Source organism: Serratia sp. NPDC087055 (genome assembly GCF_044900985.1).
In the GTDB taxonomy this organism is placed as follows: Bacteria; Pseudomonadota; Gammaproteobacteria; order Enterobacterales; family Enterobacteriaceae; genus Serratia.
Window position 1 is genome coordinate 436,001 of record NZ_JBJDOG010000001.1, and the last position, 15,310, is coordinate 451,310.

Sequence of the window (15,310 nt, forward strand, 5' to 3'; positions counted from 1 at the left end):
GCACAAACGGATGGATGTGAAAATGGCAGCGGACAAGGCGATGATCAGTGCGAAAGACGTGGCGGAATTGGCCGGGGTCTCCCGCTCGGCAGTCTCACGGACTTATACGCCCGGCGCCAGCGTGTCAGCAACGACCCGTGAAAGGGTGATGCGAGCGGCGGAAGAGTTGGGTTATCACGTGAATCATTTGGCTCGGGGGCTAGTGCGTAACCGTAGCGGCATTGTCTGCCTGATCGTTTCAGAACTGGCGACGCCTTATCGTGCCAGCCTGGTACGGTTGCTGACCCAGCACCTGCAGGATGTGGGGAAAATTGCCATGTTGATTAACACCGATCGCTCTGATGACAGTGTTTCCCAGGCATTGCAGCAGGCAATTAACTTCCGTGCAGATGCCTCTTTTGTGCTGTCCGGGATGCCGGACAGTGGCATTGCCCGTTTGTGTCACAAACACGGTCAGCGACTGGTGCTGATTAACCGTAACGACACCTTACCGGGGTCACTCAGCATCCGGCTGGATAATGAAGAAGCGGCAGGCAGGATTGTGATGGCCTTTGCCCGTGCGGGCTGCCAGCGCATTGCTTTTGCCAACTCATTGGCCGGTACGCCAAGCCTGATGGCGCGTGAACGCGGTTTTCTTCAGGCGGCAGAAGGCGTGGGCTTGCAGGTGAGCGTTGAGCGTTTTGGCACCACATCCTATGAAAGTGGTCAGATCCTGGCGCACCGGCTGTTGACCCGCCGCGAGCGGCCGGACGCGGTATTCTGCGTGACCGATCTGCTGGCCTGCGGTTTTATGGACGAGGCGCGTCATCGCTTTGGGTTACGTATTCCAGAGGATTTGTGCGTTGCCGGTTACGATGATATTCCGCAGGCGGCCTGGTCCTCTTATAACCTGACTACCTTTACTCAACCGGTGGCGTTGTTTGCGCAGGATGCCGTTGCGTGGCTGATGGCGGAAGAAAAGAAAGAAGAGAGCATGATGCCAGCATTGGGGCAGGAGATGCCGGGTGAAACCCGGCTATATCATGCCGATTTCGTCTGGCGTGGGACCATTCGCGGTGCCTGAAACCGGCGTAATATCTTGTTTTATTGCGGCGCTGCGACATTGTTATCCGGCGGCCAAGGCAACTAAATGAGCCTCGAAACCGTTGTCGCTTCCGGCTGCATTGACATGGTCGAAGTAGTTATACCAGCCGCTGGCTTTAATGCCTGCGAGCAACATCTCCCGCGTTTGAATGTCAGCAAAACGCCAGACACCCACAAAACGATGGCCTGTAGATTTGTCGATAGTGCTGTCCGTTTCACTCAACGTCAGAATTTCAACACCAAGATGGGATAGGTTGCCCATCGCAAGCTGAACGTTGTCGACGAACTGCTGACGTTCTGTGGCGGATAAAGCGCCCCATTGAGTGTTGGGGGAATATAGTTCAATCAGGTAATGAGACATGGTCGGTTTCTCCTTATTTCAGATTACGCATAGCGCGTTGGCAGATACGCTGGGTCGCTGGAGAGGGAGGGGGTTGCAACCATTGCTGACACAAGCCCATTACCCAGTCAGGATGACTTTTGGCGGCGTCGTTGAGCCAGTTCGCCAGCGAGTCTTGTACATACGGGGACGGATCGGCCCGCAAAGGGGAAAGTATTGGCAGTGCTCGTTCAGGCTGTTGTTTTAGCGCAGCAATATGCGCAGACCAGACGCCGCGTGGCCGTAATGCTTCGCTGGCAAAACGACGAATACGTTCGGAGGGTGACCTTGTCCATACGGCCAGCTGTTCGATAGCGTTATCGAGCTCTAGTACCAAAGCTGGACGCACCGCCAACCAAGCCCATTCACGGACACCGAAATGACCGTCGTCAGCCAGAGGACGGATAGCGTCTAGCCTTTCGGTTACGCGCATTTCAGTCTGTGCCCCAATCATAAAACAGGCCCAACCACGCACGGTATCCGAGCGGTGTGACATGCATTGTTCGATGCCGGCTATACCCAGTTCAGCCAATAAAATGTCGCCAATGCCTGCCATTCGCTTGACGATTCCCTGTTGGCAAGCCTCCTCGGCCGCTTGCAGCGATTGAGGTGAGAGGGTAGGGAAAACGGTACGTAGCAATAGGATTTGGTCAAGAGCCAATACTTCGACCAGCGTAGCGCTCTGCTGCTCACCACGGGATAATGCAGTCAGAATGTCGGGAGCAATGTCTGAAACGCGGATTGCTCCTTTACGCGTGGGAGAGTGGCTCATATCGCTGGCTCCTCTTTGGCTGGCGTTACGTTGGCTGCGACTTTTTCGAGTAACAGACCCAGTTGAGTTTGTTCGCTAGCGGAGAGGTTCCCAAACAATCCTGCTATCCAGCGGCTATGCTGCTCAAAAACCTGTTTGGCAACCTGTTCGCCCTTGTGAGTCAGCCGAACACGTAACGCCCGGCGATCGCTGATATCGGCGTGGCGCTCAAGCAAATGTTCCCGCTCAAGGCCATTGAGCAGACCCGTGACGGTGGCACGCGTTACGCCCGCTTTTTCCGCCAGCGCATTCGGTGCCAGCCCTTCTTTGGCTGCATCAAGCAAGAACAGCATAACGAAGCGGCCTTCAGACAGGGCATAAGGTGCCAGCAGTGAGGCACAGTCCCGATCGATGGCTGAAGCAAGCGAAAGCGTCTGAAAGCATAATCGAATATTCGCCAGGTCAGGAAGCTGGCGTTGGTGGGCTTCCTGGAGCAGGGAGAGGTATTTTTGCTCAAGTTTCATGTTCGATCTCGCCATGTAGTATGGCGCCTAACTATATGCAAAGAAAAACAGAATATCAACAGGCTGAGGTAACTATGAACGGAGGGGACGGCTGAATAGCAAAACGCCCGCTTAAGTTTCCTTAAGCGGGCGTCTCTAATATGGCTCCTCTGACTGGACTCGAACCAGTGACATACGGATTAACAGTCCGCCGTTCTACCGACTGAACTACAGAGGAATTGTCTGAACGGGGCGCATCATATCCAGCCACCCAGAGTGTGTCAACGCTAAATTCGCCGATTCGGTGCGACTGCTCAGCATCTGAGCAATGCGGGCGCAGTTACAGCAGCTCTGTGCCGCCCTCAGCTTGCCAGCGTTGCAAACGCGCGAGTGTATCTTGTTTATAGAAGCGGCAGAAATGCTGGTATAGCGCGGGAAAACGGTTGGCCAGCAGTTCGGGAGCGCTGAAAAAATACTCTGACAGCACGGCAAAGCACTCGGCCGGATCGGTCGCGGCGTAGGCATCCATGCTGGCGGCGTCTTCGCCGACCATGTCGATCTCGTCCTGCAGGTTTTCCATTGCGGCGTGCAGGTCATGTTCCCAGGCGGCAATGTCGCGTAGCGGAATAGGGGGGATCCCCGTAGCGCTGCCGCCATTGCGCATATCCAGTTTGTGTACCGCCTCGTGGATCACCAGGTTAAAACCGGAGAGATCGAAAGAGTCTTGCACGTCCTGCCAATTGAGTACGATCGGCCCCTGTTCCCAGCTCTGGCCAGATTGTACTACGGGCCCGGAATGCACCAGGCCGAAATCATCCTGCCATTCATCTTCCACCACAAAAGGGGTTGGGTAGAGCAAAATCTCATTGAAACCGTCAAGGCATTCGGCACCCAACTCCATTACCGGCAACGCGAACAGCAGGGCAATGCGCGCCTGCATTTGCGGCGTCAGCACCAGCCCCTGTAACGGGACAATGCGTTTTTGCTGCAAAATCTGCCCGGCAACGGCAACCAGCCGTTGTTGTTCCCGCTCATCCAGCGGAGAGAGCAGGGGAATTGCCAGCGCGTCTTGCCACTGGGCAAGCGTTTCCGCCTGCGGTTGATGCGTTTTCCACGGCCATTTAATCATCGCGTTGCTCGCAAAGTCTTCACTTGAACATTAGGCTGGAGGCTAACTCTGTAAAAATGCCGCAAAAAGGGGCATGATAGCAAGCACTTGAAGGAGAGATGCCGGAGCGGCTGAACGGACCAGTCTCGAAAACTGGAGTAGGGGCAACTCTACCGGGGGTTCAAATCCCCCTCTCTCCGCCATTATTCAATCACTTACAGACGATTTTGTCTGTGATCCACGCCTCACATGCCCCATCGCGATCAAAAATCACTGCTGCTGCCCAGGGCGGCGCTGCTTATTGCCTTGCCTGAACAAAACCCTTTCTTTTTATTCTGACGGCAAAGAGATAGCTGATAACCAAAAAGGCACATTGGAAGATAAAGAAAGGCTCGAACCATTGGTGATTAAGGTAAACGTAATAGCCATTGTGCAAGACATCAACGGTAATGATGGCTAAGGTGCTGGCGATGCCAGCCTTGGGCTTGGCAATGAGAAGATAAGCCGCGAGTGGGTCAAGGAATGTCAGACTGCCCCAAAATAAACGGCTGACAAGGAATGCCTGTTCGCCATAGCCATAATCCCAGAGAAAACCAAATTTCAGGGCGGCAACAAGATGATTAATTGTCGCAATGATTAAGCAAATGGCTAAAAAATAACGCATCGCATTGGCGTTGTTCATAAGTCAGCTTGCCTTAATGCCCCAAGGGCGGCGTTATCCAGCGTAATGACGGATTTTATGCTGGAGGCGATGAGTGCAATGATGGATTCTCGGGGGCCTGAACGCCAGGCATCGCTGGCATAGAAGGCACTTTGGCTAGTTTCGAGATGTTCTGCGTTATCGTAGGCCCGGATTAAATAATAGCTATCCGGATCATGCAAGGATTGACCATAACGAACAACATCCATGCCGCAGGTCCGGTGCAACGGCACACTTATCTCATGCATGATTTGATGAAATGCCTCGCCAGTGCCTGTTTGTAGGCTATACAACAGAATTTCTACGGTTTTCATTCCACCTCCTTGATGTTGTGCCATCATGGCACGCGGAATACTGTTTTTTCAACCAGTATCCCACAGGTTGGTAGGGTACCTGCGCCCCCATAACGCCTCAGAAATAATGCCCGCCCATTGCCTTGCAGTATTTTATGGCTCACCTACTATCATTTAATCATCACTTTTTTTGCGGGTAATCACTATGTTTGCACTGTTACGCACATCAATGGTTGGCGCTGCGGCATTGTTATTGATCGCCGGTTGCCAGCAAAAGGCGCATAAACCGGTGCCACCGCTGCAAGCGCAGTTGGATCAGCTTTCTACGATGCTGGCCGGTAGCCATTTCCTGCGGCAAAACTGTCACCGTTCGGACATTCCTGACGATGTAAAATTACAACGCACAGCGATGCGGGTAGCGGAGCATCGCGGCTGGGATACCCATGCAGCGGGCTATCAGCAATTACCGGCAATGGCCCAGGCACGTTATCTGGCTGTGCTGGAGGATCGTCAATTGCTGACGGATAAATGCACTGTGATGGAGAATCGCACCGCAAACTTTATTGCCGCAGCGAAGTCCGATCAGGAGGACTATATGGAGTAGTGCGTGTCTGATTCATGCCGGTGTGGCGTGCTGCGTATCAGCCTATTCCCAATTCTTGGCGCATTCTCAAAAAATTCTTTGCAGGATAACGATCTGTCGCTCATTATTTGAAATGTTGTTTCACTTTTATCTCATGAGCCGATCTTGAACCCATATGTCGCCCTGCGTCAGCGCGTAGAAAACACCCCCTGGTATGGCAAACGGAAAAGCTACCGCGTGCTGTTTTGGCGTGAGATCACGCCGCTGGCGGTGCCGATCTTTATGGAGAACGCCTGTGTCCTGCTGATGGGGGTATTAAGCACCTTTCTGGTGAGTTGGATCGGCAAGGAGGCGATGGCCGGGGTGGGGCTGGCCGACAGCTTCAACATGGTGATTATCTCGTTCTTTGCCGCAGTGGACCTGGGGACGACGGTAGTAGTGGCCTTCAGCCTTGGCAAACGGGATCGTAGAAGAGCGCGCGCGGCGGCACGTCAATCGCTGGTGTTGATGACCCTGGTTGCCTTGGGGTTGGCTGCGGGCATTCATTTGGCGGGCGAGCAGATTATTGATGTGATCGCCGGTGCCGCCACGCCAGAGGTAAAGGCGCTGGCACTGTCTTATCTACAAACGACGGTATGGAGTTATCCCGCCGCGGCCATTGCACTGATTGGCAGCGGTGCGCTGCGTGGTGCCGGGAATACCAAAATCCCGCTGCTGATTAACGGCGGCATGAATATCCTGAATATCATCATCAGCAGCATACTGATTTACGGCATGCTGGGCTGGCATGGCCTGGGCTTTATCGGCGCGGGGTTAGGGCTGACCATCTCCCGTTATCTTGGCGCTATTGCGATTATTTACGTCCTGATGATCGGTTTTAACCCGGCGCTGCACATCACACTGAAAAGCTACTTTACCCCTTTAAAACTCAATATCCTCTGGGAGGTGTTGGGGATCGGCATTCCTGCCAGCATCGAGTCGGTGTTGTTTAACGGGGGCAAGTTACTGACTCAAATGTTTGTCGCCGGTATGGGTACCAACGTGATCGCCGGCAATTTTATCGCTTTCTCTGTCGCCTCGTTGATCAACCTGCCGGGCAATGCCCTGGGGTCGGCGTCGACCATTATTGTGGGAAAACGCCTGGGGAAAGGGCAGATAGCTCAAGCGGAAAGGCAACTGCGTCACATTTTCTGGCTGGCGACGATTGGGTTAACGGTGATCGCCTGGGGCACGGCACCTTTGGCGGGGATATTCGCCTCGTTTTATACACAACAAGATGACGTGAAGGAGGTGGTAAAGGTATTGCTCTGGCTTAACGCTGCCTTTATGCCTATCTGGGCGGCTTCGTGGGTATTGCCCGCCGGTTTGAAAGGAGCGCGCGATGCCCGTTTTGCCATGTGGGTGTCCATGTTGGGCATGTGGGGCTGCCGTGTGGTTGCCGGTTATACGTTGGGCATTATGTTGGGTATGGGCGTTGTTGGCGTCTGGTTGGGGATGTTTATGGATTGGGCGGTACGCGGCGCGTTGTTCTACTGGCGTATGGTCAGTGGGCGCTGGTTGTGGAAGTATCCGCGCATAAAACCGGGCGTCACTGAAGAAAAAACCGTCGTGAAGTGACCCTTAGCTGTCAGCCGGCCCTGGCTGATTATTGTCCTGCCGCCATTTGGCCGGTGACACGCCGTGAACCTGCTTGAAGGCTTTGGAAAAGTGCAGTTGATTTTCATAACCGACAGAAATTCCCACCACTTTGATTGCCGTCTGGCTATTACGCAGCAGGCTGGCGGCGATATTCATGCGGAAGTTAAGTAAATACGCTTTTGGCCCGATACCGTAAGCGTTTTTAAACAGCCGACACAGGTAACTGCGGTTGATGTTGCAGTAGGCGGCCAGGCGTTCAATGGTGAGCTGTTCATGGTAGCGGTTTTCAATGAGTTTAACCGCCTTATGCAGGTGCTGCAGTTTGTCGCTTGGGAGCTCGCCGCCGCCTTGCAGTGCGTTATCGATCAGCGCAGAAAAAAACAGGTAGCTCAGGCCGAGCGTCTTTAGCCTGTGTTCATCGCCATGACTAACCAGTTGTCGCAGATAACGCAGTGCCAGTAAGGAGTCTTCACTTTGACGCGGGTGATAGATCGGAAATTGGCGGCTCAGGCGGCACTCTTCAAAAATTTTGCCGGCAACCAGCCCGTCGACCTCTAGCCACATGTAGTGCCAGGGGTCTTTTTTGTCGGCGCGATAGGTGGTCACGTCGTGCGGGTGGATCAAAAAACCTTCGCCGGCAACCACGGGAAATGAGCCGTATTCAGTGCTCAGTACACCGGTGCCACTTATCACATAATGAAATAAATAGTGCTGGCGTACCGCAGGCCCAAAGCTGTGCCCCTTGTCACAATTTTCCTCACCATACTGGTAAAGATTCAGTTCGATGTTGTCAGTGCGACTCAACGTAAAACTCTTGTGCATCCGCTATGGCCCCTGTTTTTTCCCCACTGTAGCAGTGTCGTTGCGGCAACCCAGTGAAATACGCTCCAGATCCAGACCTGGCTCACAGTTTTTGCGGTGCGTCATTTTTCGCCATAACACAGTCACATTTATCCATATCTCGTTCAGGTGTTGCAGGGTAATTTCAGCCTATCGAAAACACGTGCAGCGGAGAAATACGATGATTAAAGTGACATTTATGGGCGCGGGCAGCACCATCTTCGCCAAGAACGTACTCGGCGACATCATGGCGACGCCGGCATTGAAGGAAGTGGACATTGCGCTGTATGACATTGACAGTGCGCGCCTTAGCGAATCATTCGCCATGCTGAACAATATCAACCGCAATATTAATGGCGGCAGGGCGAAAATCACTCCTTATCTCGGGGTTGAAAATCGCCGTACGGCCTTGAAAAATGCCAACTATGTGGTGAATGCCATTCAGGTCGGTGGTTATGATCCTTGCACGATCACCGACTTTACCATTGCGAGAAAGTACGGCTTGCAGCAGACCATTGCCGATACCCTGGGAATAGGTGGGATCTTCCGCGCACTGCGCACCATTCCGGTCATGTTTGATTTTGCTCGGGATATTGAAGCGGTTTGTCCAGATGCCTGGTTGCTGAACTACACCAACCCGATGGCGTCTTTAACTGGTGCCATGCTGCGTCATACGGGGGTGAAAACGGTGGGCTTGTGTCACAGCGTGCAGGTTTGCGCGGAAACGCTGCTGAAAAGCGTGGATATGCCGACCGATGATGTGCAGTTCCACATCGCGGGCATTAACCATATGGCATGGCTGCTGGATGTTCGTCGCCATGGCGAGGATTTGTACCCAGAAATTAAATGTCGCGCCAATGCGTTACAGGGCAAGCATGATGATATGGTGCGCCATGAAATCATGAAAACCTTCGGCTATTACGTTACCGAATCTTCCGAGCATAACGCGGAGTACATGCCCTATTGGATTAAACGCCATTACCCAGAACTGATTGAGCGCTTTAACATTCCTCTCGACGAGTACCCGCGCCGCTGTATTGAGCAGATCGAACAATGGCAGCAACGTAAGCTGGCGCTGACCCATGACGCCAACCTAACTCACACGCGTACCCATGAGTATGCCTCTTACATCATTGAAGCAATGGAAACCGATCGCCCTTACAAGATTGGCGGCAATGTGCTTAATACCGGTTTGATTACCAATTTACCGGCAGAGGCCTGTGTCGAAGTGCCTTGCCTGGTCGATGGGCAGGGGGTCACGCCATGCTACGTCGGTCATTTACCGGAGCAACTGGCCGCGCTCAACCGCACCAATATCAATACCCAACTGTTGACGATCGAAGCTGCGGTGACGCATAAACGTGAGGCGATTTACCATGCAGCACTGCTGGATCCACACACTTCTGCCGAGCTGTCGATTGATGATATTCGTAAACTTTGCGATGAGCTGATTGAAGCCCACGGCAATTGGCTACCCGCTTACCACTGATCGCTGAACTACCCCGTATTACCTCCTCAAAACGCACAAGGCGCAGGGCTTCCTGCGCCGTCATAAATGGGATGGTGAGCCATGTTTTATTTGAAAAACAAGAACTTTTGGATCTTTGGTGCCTTCTGTTTTTTCTATTTCTTTATCATGGGGGCGGTGCTGCCGTTCTTTCCGATTTGGTTGCATGACGTTAACCAGCTCGATCAACAGCAAACCGGACTGGTGTTCGCCTGTATGGCGCTGTTTGCCCTGGTATTCCAACCCATTTTTGGTTTTGTCACCGACAAGTTTGGCCTGAAAAAACATCTGTTGTGGATGATCATCTTTCTGCTGCTGTTTCTGGCACCGTTGTTTATCTACGTGTTCTCGCCGCTGCTGCAAACCAATTTTGTGCTGGGGGCGGTGTTGTGCGGTATTTACCTGGGATTGGTCTGCAGCGGAGGATCGCCGGCGATTGAAGCCTATATCGAGAAAGTGAGCCGGCGCAGCCAATTTGAGTATGGCCGCGCACGCTTATTTGGCTGCATTGGCTGGGCGATTTGCGCGTCGATCGTCGGCTATATGTTCACGATTAACAATCAGTTTGCGTTTTGGTTGGCGTCGAGCTTTGCGCTGGTGTTGGCCGGTCTGCTTTATTTGTTTAAACCCGAGCAGGGCAACACGCTGGCGGTCGCAGAGGGTTTGGCGTTGAACAGCAAACCCATCAAATTAAAAGCGGCGCTGAGCCTGCTGAAGATGCGTAAGTTCTGGTGCCTCGTGATGTATATCGTCGGGGTAGCCTGTGTGTATGACGTGTTTGATCAACAGTTCGCCAACTTCTTCACATCGTTTTTCAGCGATCGCCACGCGGGGACTCAGGCGTTTGGCTATGTAACCACCTTGGGCGAATTTCTTAATGCCTTTATCATGTTTTTTGCCCCCTTGATCATCAACCGCATTGGCGGCAAGAATGCGTTGCTGATAGCCGGGGTGATAATGTCTGTGCGGATTATCGGTTCGTCCCAGGCGGATTCGGTGACGGCGGTGATTTTCCTCAAAACCCTGCATATGTTTGAGGTTCCCTTCCTGTTGGTGGGTATTTTCAAATACATCACGACACAGTTTAACGTTAACCTCTCGGCATCGATTTATCTGTGGGGGTTTTGCTTCTTCAAGCAACTTTCGGCCATCGGCATGTCCTATGCCGCGGGTCTGATGTACGTTAATTACGGTTTTAAAACCTCGTATCTGATCCTCGGCTGCATCGCATTGCTGTTTACGCTAATTTCAGCCTTTGCCTTGAGTAGCAGAGTGGTGGTGGTGAAGGAAGAGGGGGCGTTGCCCGTGGCGGTAAGTTAGCCTTAATCAATACAATAACGTCATGATGCTGAAAAACAGCAGCGTCAGAGCAATGATAAATCCGGTTTGTACCGTCTTGCGCATAAGACGACTCTGGCCCCAGCGGCTTGTGCTCAAGCGGTTGTCTATTGCGAACAGTGCCGGCACCATCAGCAGCACATAAACCAGCATCAGCATGGCGGTCAGTGGCTGTTGGCTCATAGGGTATTCTCCATGCTGTGGTGGATGTGCGTCACTTGTGCTGGTGTGACGTTGAGTGGTTGCCGACTGCTGTGTTCGATCATGTGCCTCCGAATGGGGCCGCCCGAGGGCGGCCACCCGTCTACTGCCTGTAATGTAGAGATGATTGCCGGCCACTGCCGAGGCCAACGGATCCATAATATTGCGAATGATAATCATTATCAATATATAGAGTGAAATTTTATTGCAGAGGGTTACGCCGGAAAGGAAATGCGTTGGGGGATGTTTACGGTGACGGAGCACGCCTGGCGGCGTGCTCCGTGATAGAACTACTGTCGACGATTATTTCGCATCAGGCAAGGCATAAGCGACGATATAGTCACCCAGCTTGGTGCCGAACGAGCCATGACCGCCTGCGGAAATGACCACGTATTGCTTACCATTAACCTCATACGTCATTGGCGTTGCCTGGCCACCGGCCGGCAACCGCGCTTCCCACAGTTTTTCACCGTTGGTCACGCTGAAAGCGCGCAGATAGTTGTCTGCTGTCGCGCCAATAAAGAACAGGTTACCCGCGGTAGAGACAGGGCCACCCAACATGGGCATACCCATCTTGAACGGCAGCGGCAGCGGGGAGCTGTCGCGCACGGTACCGATGCGCTTTTTCCACACGATGTCGTTGGTCTTCAGGTCTACAGCAGAAATATACCCCCAGGCTGGCTGTTTGCACGGCAGGCCAAACGGTGACAGGAACGGATTCAATGTGACGCCGAACGGCACGCCATACTGTGGTTGAACGCCTGCCTCAGTGCCGCTGCCGCCCTTGTCGCCGGCTGGCGGTTCAATGGGGTTGCCTGGGCCACGCGGGATCAGTTTTGACACAAATGGCAGTGCGATAGGGTTGGCAATCGCGACCTGACGATCGGTATCGACAGACAAACCGCCCCATTCGAACATGCCGAGGTTACCTGGGAATACCAACGTGCCTTGTTCTGAAGGCGGTGTGAAAGTGCCCTCATAACGCAGGCTGTGGAACATCACGCGGCAAACCAGTTGGTCGTAAATGGTCGCCCCCCACATGTCCGCGCCAGTCAGTTTTTTCTCAGGGCGGAAGGTCAGCTCAGAGAAAGGCTGAGTGGGTGACAAACGATCGCCCTTGGCCGGGCCTTGTGGCACTGGTTTTTCGGGGGCCGGTACCACCAGTTCGCCGTTGGTGCGGTTCAGTACGAAGATATTACCGGTTTTGGTCGGTACGTAGATGACCGGCACCTTATTGCCGCTCTTGTCGGTAATATCCGCCAGCGTTGGCTGGGCCGGTACGTCCATATCCCACAGATCGTGGTGCACGGTTTGATAGAACCAGACCAGTTTGCCGGTTGAGGCATTCAGCGCCAGCAGGCCACTGGCATAGCGCTCCATCTCCGGTGTGCGGTTACCGCCCCAGATGTCCGGTGTTGCTACGCCCATTGGCAGGTAGACAATATCCAGCTTGGCATCATAAGCAGCAGGTGCCCATGAGTTAGGTGAGTTCGGGGTAAAGTGATGCTCGTCTGCTGGAATCGCGTTAGGGTCTTTGGCACCCGGATCAAATGCCCACAGCAGTTTGCCGCTGTTGACGTCAAATCCGCGGATCACGCCGGACGGCTCGCGGGTTGAATAGTTGTCGGTTACGGCACCGCTGACCACGATCACCTTGTCGGTGATCACGGGCGGAGACGTCGGCTCATAATGGCCTGGCGTCGCATACGGCATATTGCTTTGCAGGTTGAGCTCGCCGTTATTGGCGAAGTCGGCACAAGGCTTACCGGTTTCGGCATCCAGGGCAAACAGGCGCCCGTCGTTCACTGGCAGGAAAATGCGGCGTGCGCACATTGCCGGTGAAGCATCGGTTGCTGAACCTGCTGCTGCGGTGGTTTCATGATAAGAAACACCGCGACAGGTGATGTGCTGGAAGGTCGGGTTGAAGTTCAACTGAGGATCAAATTTCCACTTCTGCTTACCGGTGGCCGCATCCAGTGCAAACAGCTTCTGGTGAGGTGTACACAGGTAGAGCGTATCGCGGATTTTAATCGGGGTGACTTCGTTGGTGATTTCCCCTGGATCGTTAGCGGTTTTCAGATCGCCGGTTTGGAAGGTCCAGGCTTCTTTGAGCTGGCCTACGTTTTTGTCGTTGATCTGGCTCAGAGGGGAATAACGCGTGCCTTCCTGCGTCCGGCCATAGGCAGGCCAATCGGCGTCAGACGCCTGGGATTCTGCTTTCACCTGCGCAGGCTCAAGGGTGCCGTTGATCTCTTGCGGATCGTTAAATACGGCATAGGCCAGTACCGCGACGGTGAACACCAGCGCAATGCTCAGAGCGCTGTAGGCCAATTTGCCGTTCGCGATTAGCTTGTGGTAGATAAACGGTAACACCAGCCACAGGCCAAAGAAGAAGGTAACGTCCAGCCGTGGCGTCAGCGCCCAGAAGTCCGGGCCGACCTCCCACAGTGCCCAAATTGTGGTGCCGAGTAAAAACACGGCATACAGCAGCAGTGCGGTGGCGCGGCGACGAGCCAGCAGCCAAGCGGTAACCAGCAAAACCAGGCCGGCGATGATGTAGTACAGTGACCCGCCGAGTTTGGCCAGCCAGATGCCGCCTCCCAGCAGATAGAGCCCACTCAACGCGGCAAACAGCGCCGTGATGATGATGAGCGGCGACAATGATGCTTTATTTTGCATAGTATTATCCTTACCAAAATGAAAAGTCCCCGATTTAGAGATTAAGCCATATCCAAAAAAACACGCGGTTTCTCCCTAAAAATCCGTCCCGTATGTTCGGCAACCTCCCTCATCACCAACGCCAATCGGCATTGACAGCAAAAATGGAGAGGACAGTTTTGGATGATTGAAGAAATTCTAAAATCGAGGTTAAAACCAAAACAAGACTGAATCAGGCACAGCGCTCGACAACGCCCTTAAACGGGGGAGTCAGCACCGCCTGAAGCGCGGCTAGGTTACTCTAACTGTTACTCTTTAGTTACATACCTTGTGCTGTTTTTGCGATTATTTGTTGGTTTTATGAATGCAGCTCATAGGCTCAAGCACAGTTAACCCATAGTCATTTGCCGACCGTCCTCCTACAGTAATCACACTTTGTTTGCCGCGGCGTGAGCGGTGGCCAGCGTGACACTTTTGGAGGCAAAAATGCAAAAACGTAAACTGGGTAGCAGTGGTTTAGACGTCTCGGCGTTGGGTTTAGGCTGCATGGGGCTGAGTTTTGGCTATGGCCCGGCGACGGATAAACAGCAGGGGATCGCGTTGATTCGTGCGGCAGTGGATCAGGGCGTGACCTTTTTCGATACCGCTGAAGTGTATGGGCCTTTCACCAATGAGACACTGGTCGGCGAAGCGTTGGCTCCGGTGCGTGATCGCGTCGTGATCGCCACCAAATTTGGTTTTGAACTGCCCCAGCCGGATGGCAAACAGGTGCTCAATAGCCGGCCGGAGCATATCCGTCAGGCGGTGGAAGGGTCACTGAAACGTCTGAATATTGAAACGATCGATCTGCTTTACCAGCATCGGGTCGATCCCAACGTCCCGATTGAAGACGTTGCCGGTACTGTGAAGACCTTGATCCAGGAAGGGAAAGTGAAGCATTTTGGTTTGTCAGAGGCCGGGGCGCAAACCATTCGCCGTGCCCATGCCGTACAGCCGGTGACGGCATTGCAAAGTGAATATTCGCTGTGGTGGCGCGAGCCGGAGCAAGAAATCTTACCGACGCTGCACGAGTTGGGCATCGGTTTTGTGCCCTTTAGCCCGCTGGGGAAAGGTTTCCTGACCGGGGCGATTAATGAAAATACTGCCTTTGACAGCGCTGACTTCCGCAATATTGTGCCGCGTTTCAGCGCGGAGGCACGTAAAGCTAACCAGGTGCTGGTGGATGTCCTGGGGCAAATCGCGCAGCAAAAAGGGGTAACTTCAGCCCAAATTGCGTTGGCCTGGTTGCTGGCGCAACATCCGTGGATTGTTCCTATTCCAGGGACCACCAAGCAGCATCGCCTGCAAGAGAACCTGGGTGCAGTGGCGATAACGTTGAACGTGGATGAACTGCGCAGCATCGAGGGGGCACTTGCCGCCATTGAGGTGCAGGGCGCCCGTTATCCTGCACATTTGCAACAGAACGTCGGGCGTTGAAAGTGGCCCCCTGCCGCAGCTGTTTGCAGCGGGGAATTCAGGGTTGGCGCGTCTACCCGTAGGGCGAAGGCCGCAGTGTGCTGCCGACGGCTGAGGTTTCAAACCATAGGTCCTTGCGCATTTCATCCCGCTTTAGGCGTTATCCGGTGAAATGACGCGCAGCTTCTACAATTATTCTGTCCATGCCCGTCATGCTTCAAGCTGCAGGTGTGTTGGCTGCCTTTCTCACTGGGTAAGTTCATCGGGACTCAC

Annotated in this window: 15 protein-coding genes and 2 tRNA genes; 7 read left to right on the forward strand and 10 right to left on the reverse strand. The window is 53.6% G+C overall.

The genetic code is table 11. The annotated features are described in order from the left end of the window. Positions 1 to 22 precede the first annotated feature (22 nt). Positions 23 to 1,063 (forward strand): LacI family DNA-binding transcriptional regulator, encoded by a 1,041-nt coding sequence (locus ACI2J2_RS01985; RefSeq protein WP_209635854.1) that lies wholly within the window; start codon positions 23 to 25, stop codon positions 1,061 to 1,063. A 42-nt stretch (positions 1,064 to 1,105) separates the two neighbouring features. Here the strand turns inward: ACI2J2_RS01985 and ACI2J2_RS01990 are convergent, their stop codons facing one another. The 5 genes from ACI2J2_RS01990 to mtfA all read right to left on the reverse strand — a co-directional run bounded on the left by ACI2J2_RS01990 (position 1,106) and on the right by mtfA (position 3,845). Then, the gene (locus ACI2J2_RS01990; RefSeq protein WP_209635852.1) at positions 1,106 to 1,444 is read right to left on the reverse strand and encodes a DUF6616 family protein; all 339 of its coding nucleotides are present in this window, start codon (positions 1,442 to 1,444) and stop codon (positions 1,106 to 1,108) included. 13 nt (positions 1,445 to 1,457) lie between these two features. Then, positions 1,458 to 2,234 carry a DNA alkylation repair protein gene (locus ACI2J2_RS01995; RefSeq protein ID WP_404759306.1) on the reverse strand — a complete coding sequence of 259 codons (777 nt, stop codon included), beginning with the start codon at positions 2,232 to 2,234 and terminating at the stop codon, positions 1,458 to 1,460. Then, positions 2,231 to 2,737: a MarR family winged helix-turn-helix transcriptional regulator gene (locus ACI2J2_RS02000; protein ID WP_404759307.1), complete on the reverse strand. Its 507-nt coding sequence runs from the start codon at positions 2,735 to 2,737 to the stop codon at positions 2,231 to 2,233. The genes ACI2J2_RS01995 and ACI2J2_RS02000 overlap by 4 nt, the downstream gene beginning before the upstream one ends. Positions 2,738 to 2,878: 141 nt before the next feature. Continuing rightward, positions 2,879 to 2,954, reverse strand: a tRNA-Asn gene (locus ACI2J2_RS02005). A gap of 102 nt (positions 2,955 to 3,056) precedes the next feature. Further along, positions 3,057 to 3,845, reverse strand: a complete 789-nt coding sequence (gene mtfA, locus ACI2J2_RS02010; protein WP_404759308.1) for a DgsA anti-repressor MtfA — start codon at positions 3,843 to 3,845, stop codon at positions 3,057 to 3,059. A 92-nt stretch (positions 3,846 to 3,937) separates the two neighbouring features. On the opposite strand from mtfA, the gene ACI2J2_RS02015 reads away from it, so the two are divergent. Beyond that, positions 3,938 to 4,027: transfer RNA gene (locus ACI2J2_RS02015), tRNA-Ser, on the forward strand. A gap of 95 nt (positions 4,028 to 4,122) precedes the next feature. Here ACI2J2_RS02015 and ACI2J2_RS02020 read toward each other — a convergent pair. Then, a complete protein-coding gene (locus ACI2J2_RS02020; protein WP_209635777.1) occupies positions 4,123 to 4,506 on the reverse strand; it encodes a hypothetical protein in 384 nt (127 codons plus the stop codon). Beyond that, positions 4,503 to 4,838, reverse strand: coding sequence for an NIPSNAP family protein (locus ACI2J2_RS02025; protein WP_209635775.1), 336 nt, complete (start codon positions 4,836 to 4,838; stop codon positions 4,503 to 4,505). The genes ACI2J2_RS02020 and ACI2J2_RS02025 overlap by 4 nt, the downstream gene beginning before the upstream one ends. A gap of 184 nt (positions 4,839 to 5,022) precedes the next feature. On the opposite strand from ACI2J2_RS02025, the gene gspS reads away from it, so the two are divergent. Both gspS and ACI2J2_RS02035 read left to right on the forward strand, forming a co-directional pair. Further along, the gene (gene gspS / locus ACI2J2_RS02030; protein ID WP_265554069.1) at positions 5,023 to 5,421 is read left to right on the forward strand and encodes a type II secretion system pilot lipoprotein GspS; all 399 of its coding nucleotides are present in this window, start codon (positions 5,023 to 5,025) and stop codon (positions 5,419 to 5,421) included. Between the two features lie 144 nt (positions 5,422 to 5,565). Then, a complete protein-coding gene (locus ACI2J2_RS02035) occupies positions 5,566 to 7,017 on the forward strand; it encodes an EmmdR/YeeO family multidrug/toxin efflux MATE transporter (protein WP_404759309.1) in 1,452 nt (483 codons plus the stop codon). Between the two features lie 3 nt (positions 7,018 to 7,020). Here ACI2J2_RS02035 and ACI2J2_RS02040 read toward each other — a convergent pair whose 3' ends face one another. Continuing rightward, a complete protein-coding gene (locus tag ACI2J2_RS02040) occupies positions 7,021 to 7,860 on the reverse strand; it encodes an AraC family transcriptional regulator (RefSeq protein WP_404759310.1) in 840 nt (279 codons plus the stop codon). A gap of 199 nt (positions 7,861 to 8,059) precedes the next feature. Here ACI2J2_RS02040 and ACI2J2_RS02045 point away from each other — a divergent pair, with 199 nt between their 5' ends. Then, entirely contained in the window at positions 8,060 to 9,367 is a 1,308-nt protein-coding gene (locus tag ACI2J2_RS02045; RefSeq protein WP_404759311.1) for an alpha-glucosidase/alpha-galactosidase, read from the forward strand. 81 nt (positions 9,368 to 9,448) lie between these two features. After that, positions 9,449 to 10,705 carry an MFS transporter gene (locus ACI2J2_RS02050; RefSeq protein WP_209635765.1) on the forward strand — a complete coding sequence of 419 codons (1,257 nt, stop codon included), beginning with the start codon at positions 9,449 to 9,451 and terminating at the stop codon, positions 10,703 to 10,705. A gap of 6 nt (positions 10,706 to 10,711) precedes the next feature. Here the strand turns inward: ACI2J2_RS02050 and ACI2J2_RS02055 are convergent, their stop codons facing one another. Then, entirely contained in the window at positions 10,712 to 10,906 is a 195-nt protein-coding gene (locus ACI2J2_RS02055; protein ID WP_209635763.1) for a hypothetical protein, read from the reverse strand. Positions 10,907 to 11,227: 321 nt separating this feature from the next. Continuing rightward, entirely contained in the window at positions 11,228 to 13,603 is a 2,376-nt protein-coding gene (locus ACI2J2_RS02060; RefSeq protein WP_404759312.1) for a glucose/quinate/shikimate family membrane-bound PQQ-dependent dehydrogenase, read from the reverse strand. A gap of 465 nt (positions 13,604 to 14,068) precedes the next feature. Between ACI2J2_RS02060 and ACI2J2_RS02065 the strand changes: the two genes are divergently transcribed. Then, positions 14,069 to 15,058 carry an aldo/keto reductase gene (locus tag ACI2J2_RS02065; protein ID WP_209635759.1) on the forward strand — a complete coding sequence of 330 codons (990 nt, stop codon included), beginning with the start codon at positions 14,069 to 14,071 and terminating at the stop codon, positions 15,056 to 15,058. Positions 15,059 to 15,310: the final 252 nt, after the last annotated feature.

What these genes read in the sequence shown, in the direction of transcription:
- ACI2J2_RS01985 (WP_209635854.1), top strand. Translation starts at nt 23, where the DNA reads ATGGCAGCGGACAAGGCGATGATCAGTGCGAAAGACGTGGCGGAATTG.
- ACI2J2_RS01990 (WP_209635852.1), bottom strand. Translation starts at nt 1,444, where the DNA reads ATGTCTCATTACCTGATTGAACTATATTCCCCCAACACTCAATGGGGC.
- ACI2J2_RS01995 (WP_404759306.1), bottom strand. Translation starts at nt 2,234, where the DNA reads ATGAGCCACTCTCCCACGCGTAAAGGAGCAATCCGCGTTTCAGACATT.
- ACI2J2_RS02000 (WP_404759307.1), bottom strand. Translation starts at nt 2,737, where the DNA reads ATGAAACTTGAGCAAAAATACCTCTCCCTGCTCCAGGAAGCCCACCAA.
- mtfA (WP_404759308.1), bottom strand. Translation starts at nt 3,845, where the DNA reads ATGATTAAATGGCCGTGGAAAACGCATCAACCGCAGGCGGAAACGCTT.
- ACI2J2_RS02020 (WP_209635777.1), bottom strand. Translation starts at nt 4,506, where the DNA reads ATGAACAACGCCAATGCGATGCGTTATTTTTTAGCCATTTGCTTAATC.
- ACI2J2_RS02025 (WP_209635775.1), bottom strand. Translation starts at nt 4,838, where the DNA reads ATGAAAACCGTAGAAATTCTGTTGTATAGCCTACAAACAGGCACTGGC.
- gspS (WP_265554069.1), top strand. Translation starts at nt 5,023, where the DNA reads ATGTTTGCACTGTTACGCACATCAATGGTTGGCGCTGCGGCATTGTTA.
- ACI2J2_RS02040 (WP_404759310.1), bottom strand. Translation starts at nt 7,860, where the DNA reads ATGCACAAGAGTTTTACGTTGAGTCGCACTGACAACATCGAACTGAAT.
- ACI2J2_RS02045 (WP_404759311.1), top strand. Translation starts at nt 8,060, where the DNA reads ATGATTAAAGTGACATTTATGGGCGCGGGCAGCACCATCTTCGCCAAG.
- ACI2J2_RS02050 (WP_209635765.1), top strand. Translation starts at nt 9,449, where the DNA reads ATGTTTTATTTGAAAAACAAGAACTTTTGGATCTTTGGTGCCTTCTGT.
- ACI2J2_RS02055 (WP_209635763.1), bottom strand. Translation starts at nt 10,906, where the DNA reads ATGAGCCAACAGCCACTGACCGCCATGCTGATGCTGGTTTATGTGCTG.
- ACI2J2_RS02060 (WP_404759312.1), bottom strand. Translation starts at nt 13,603, where the DNA reads ATGCAAAATAAAGCATCATTGTCGCCGCTCATCATCATCACGGCGCTG.
- ACI2J2_RS02065 (WP_209635759.1), top strand. Translation starts at nt 14,069, where the DNA reads ATGCAAAAACGTAAACTGGGTAGCAGTGGTTTAGACGTCTCGGCGTTG.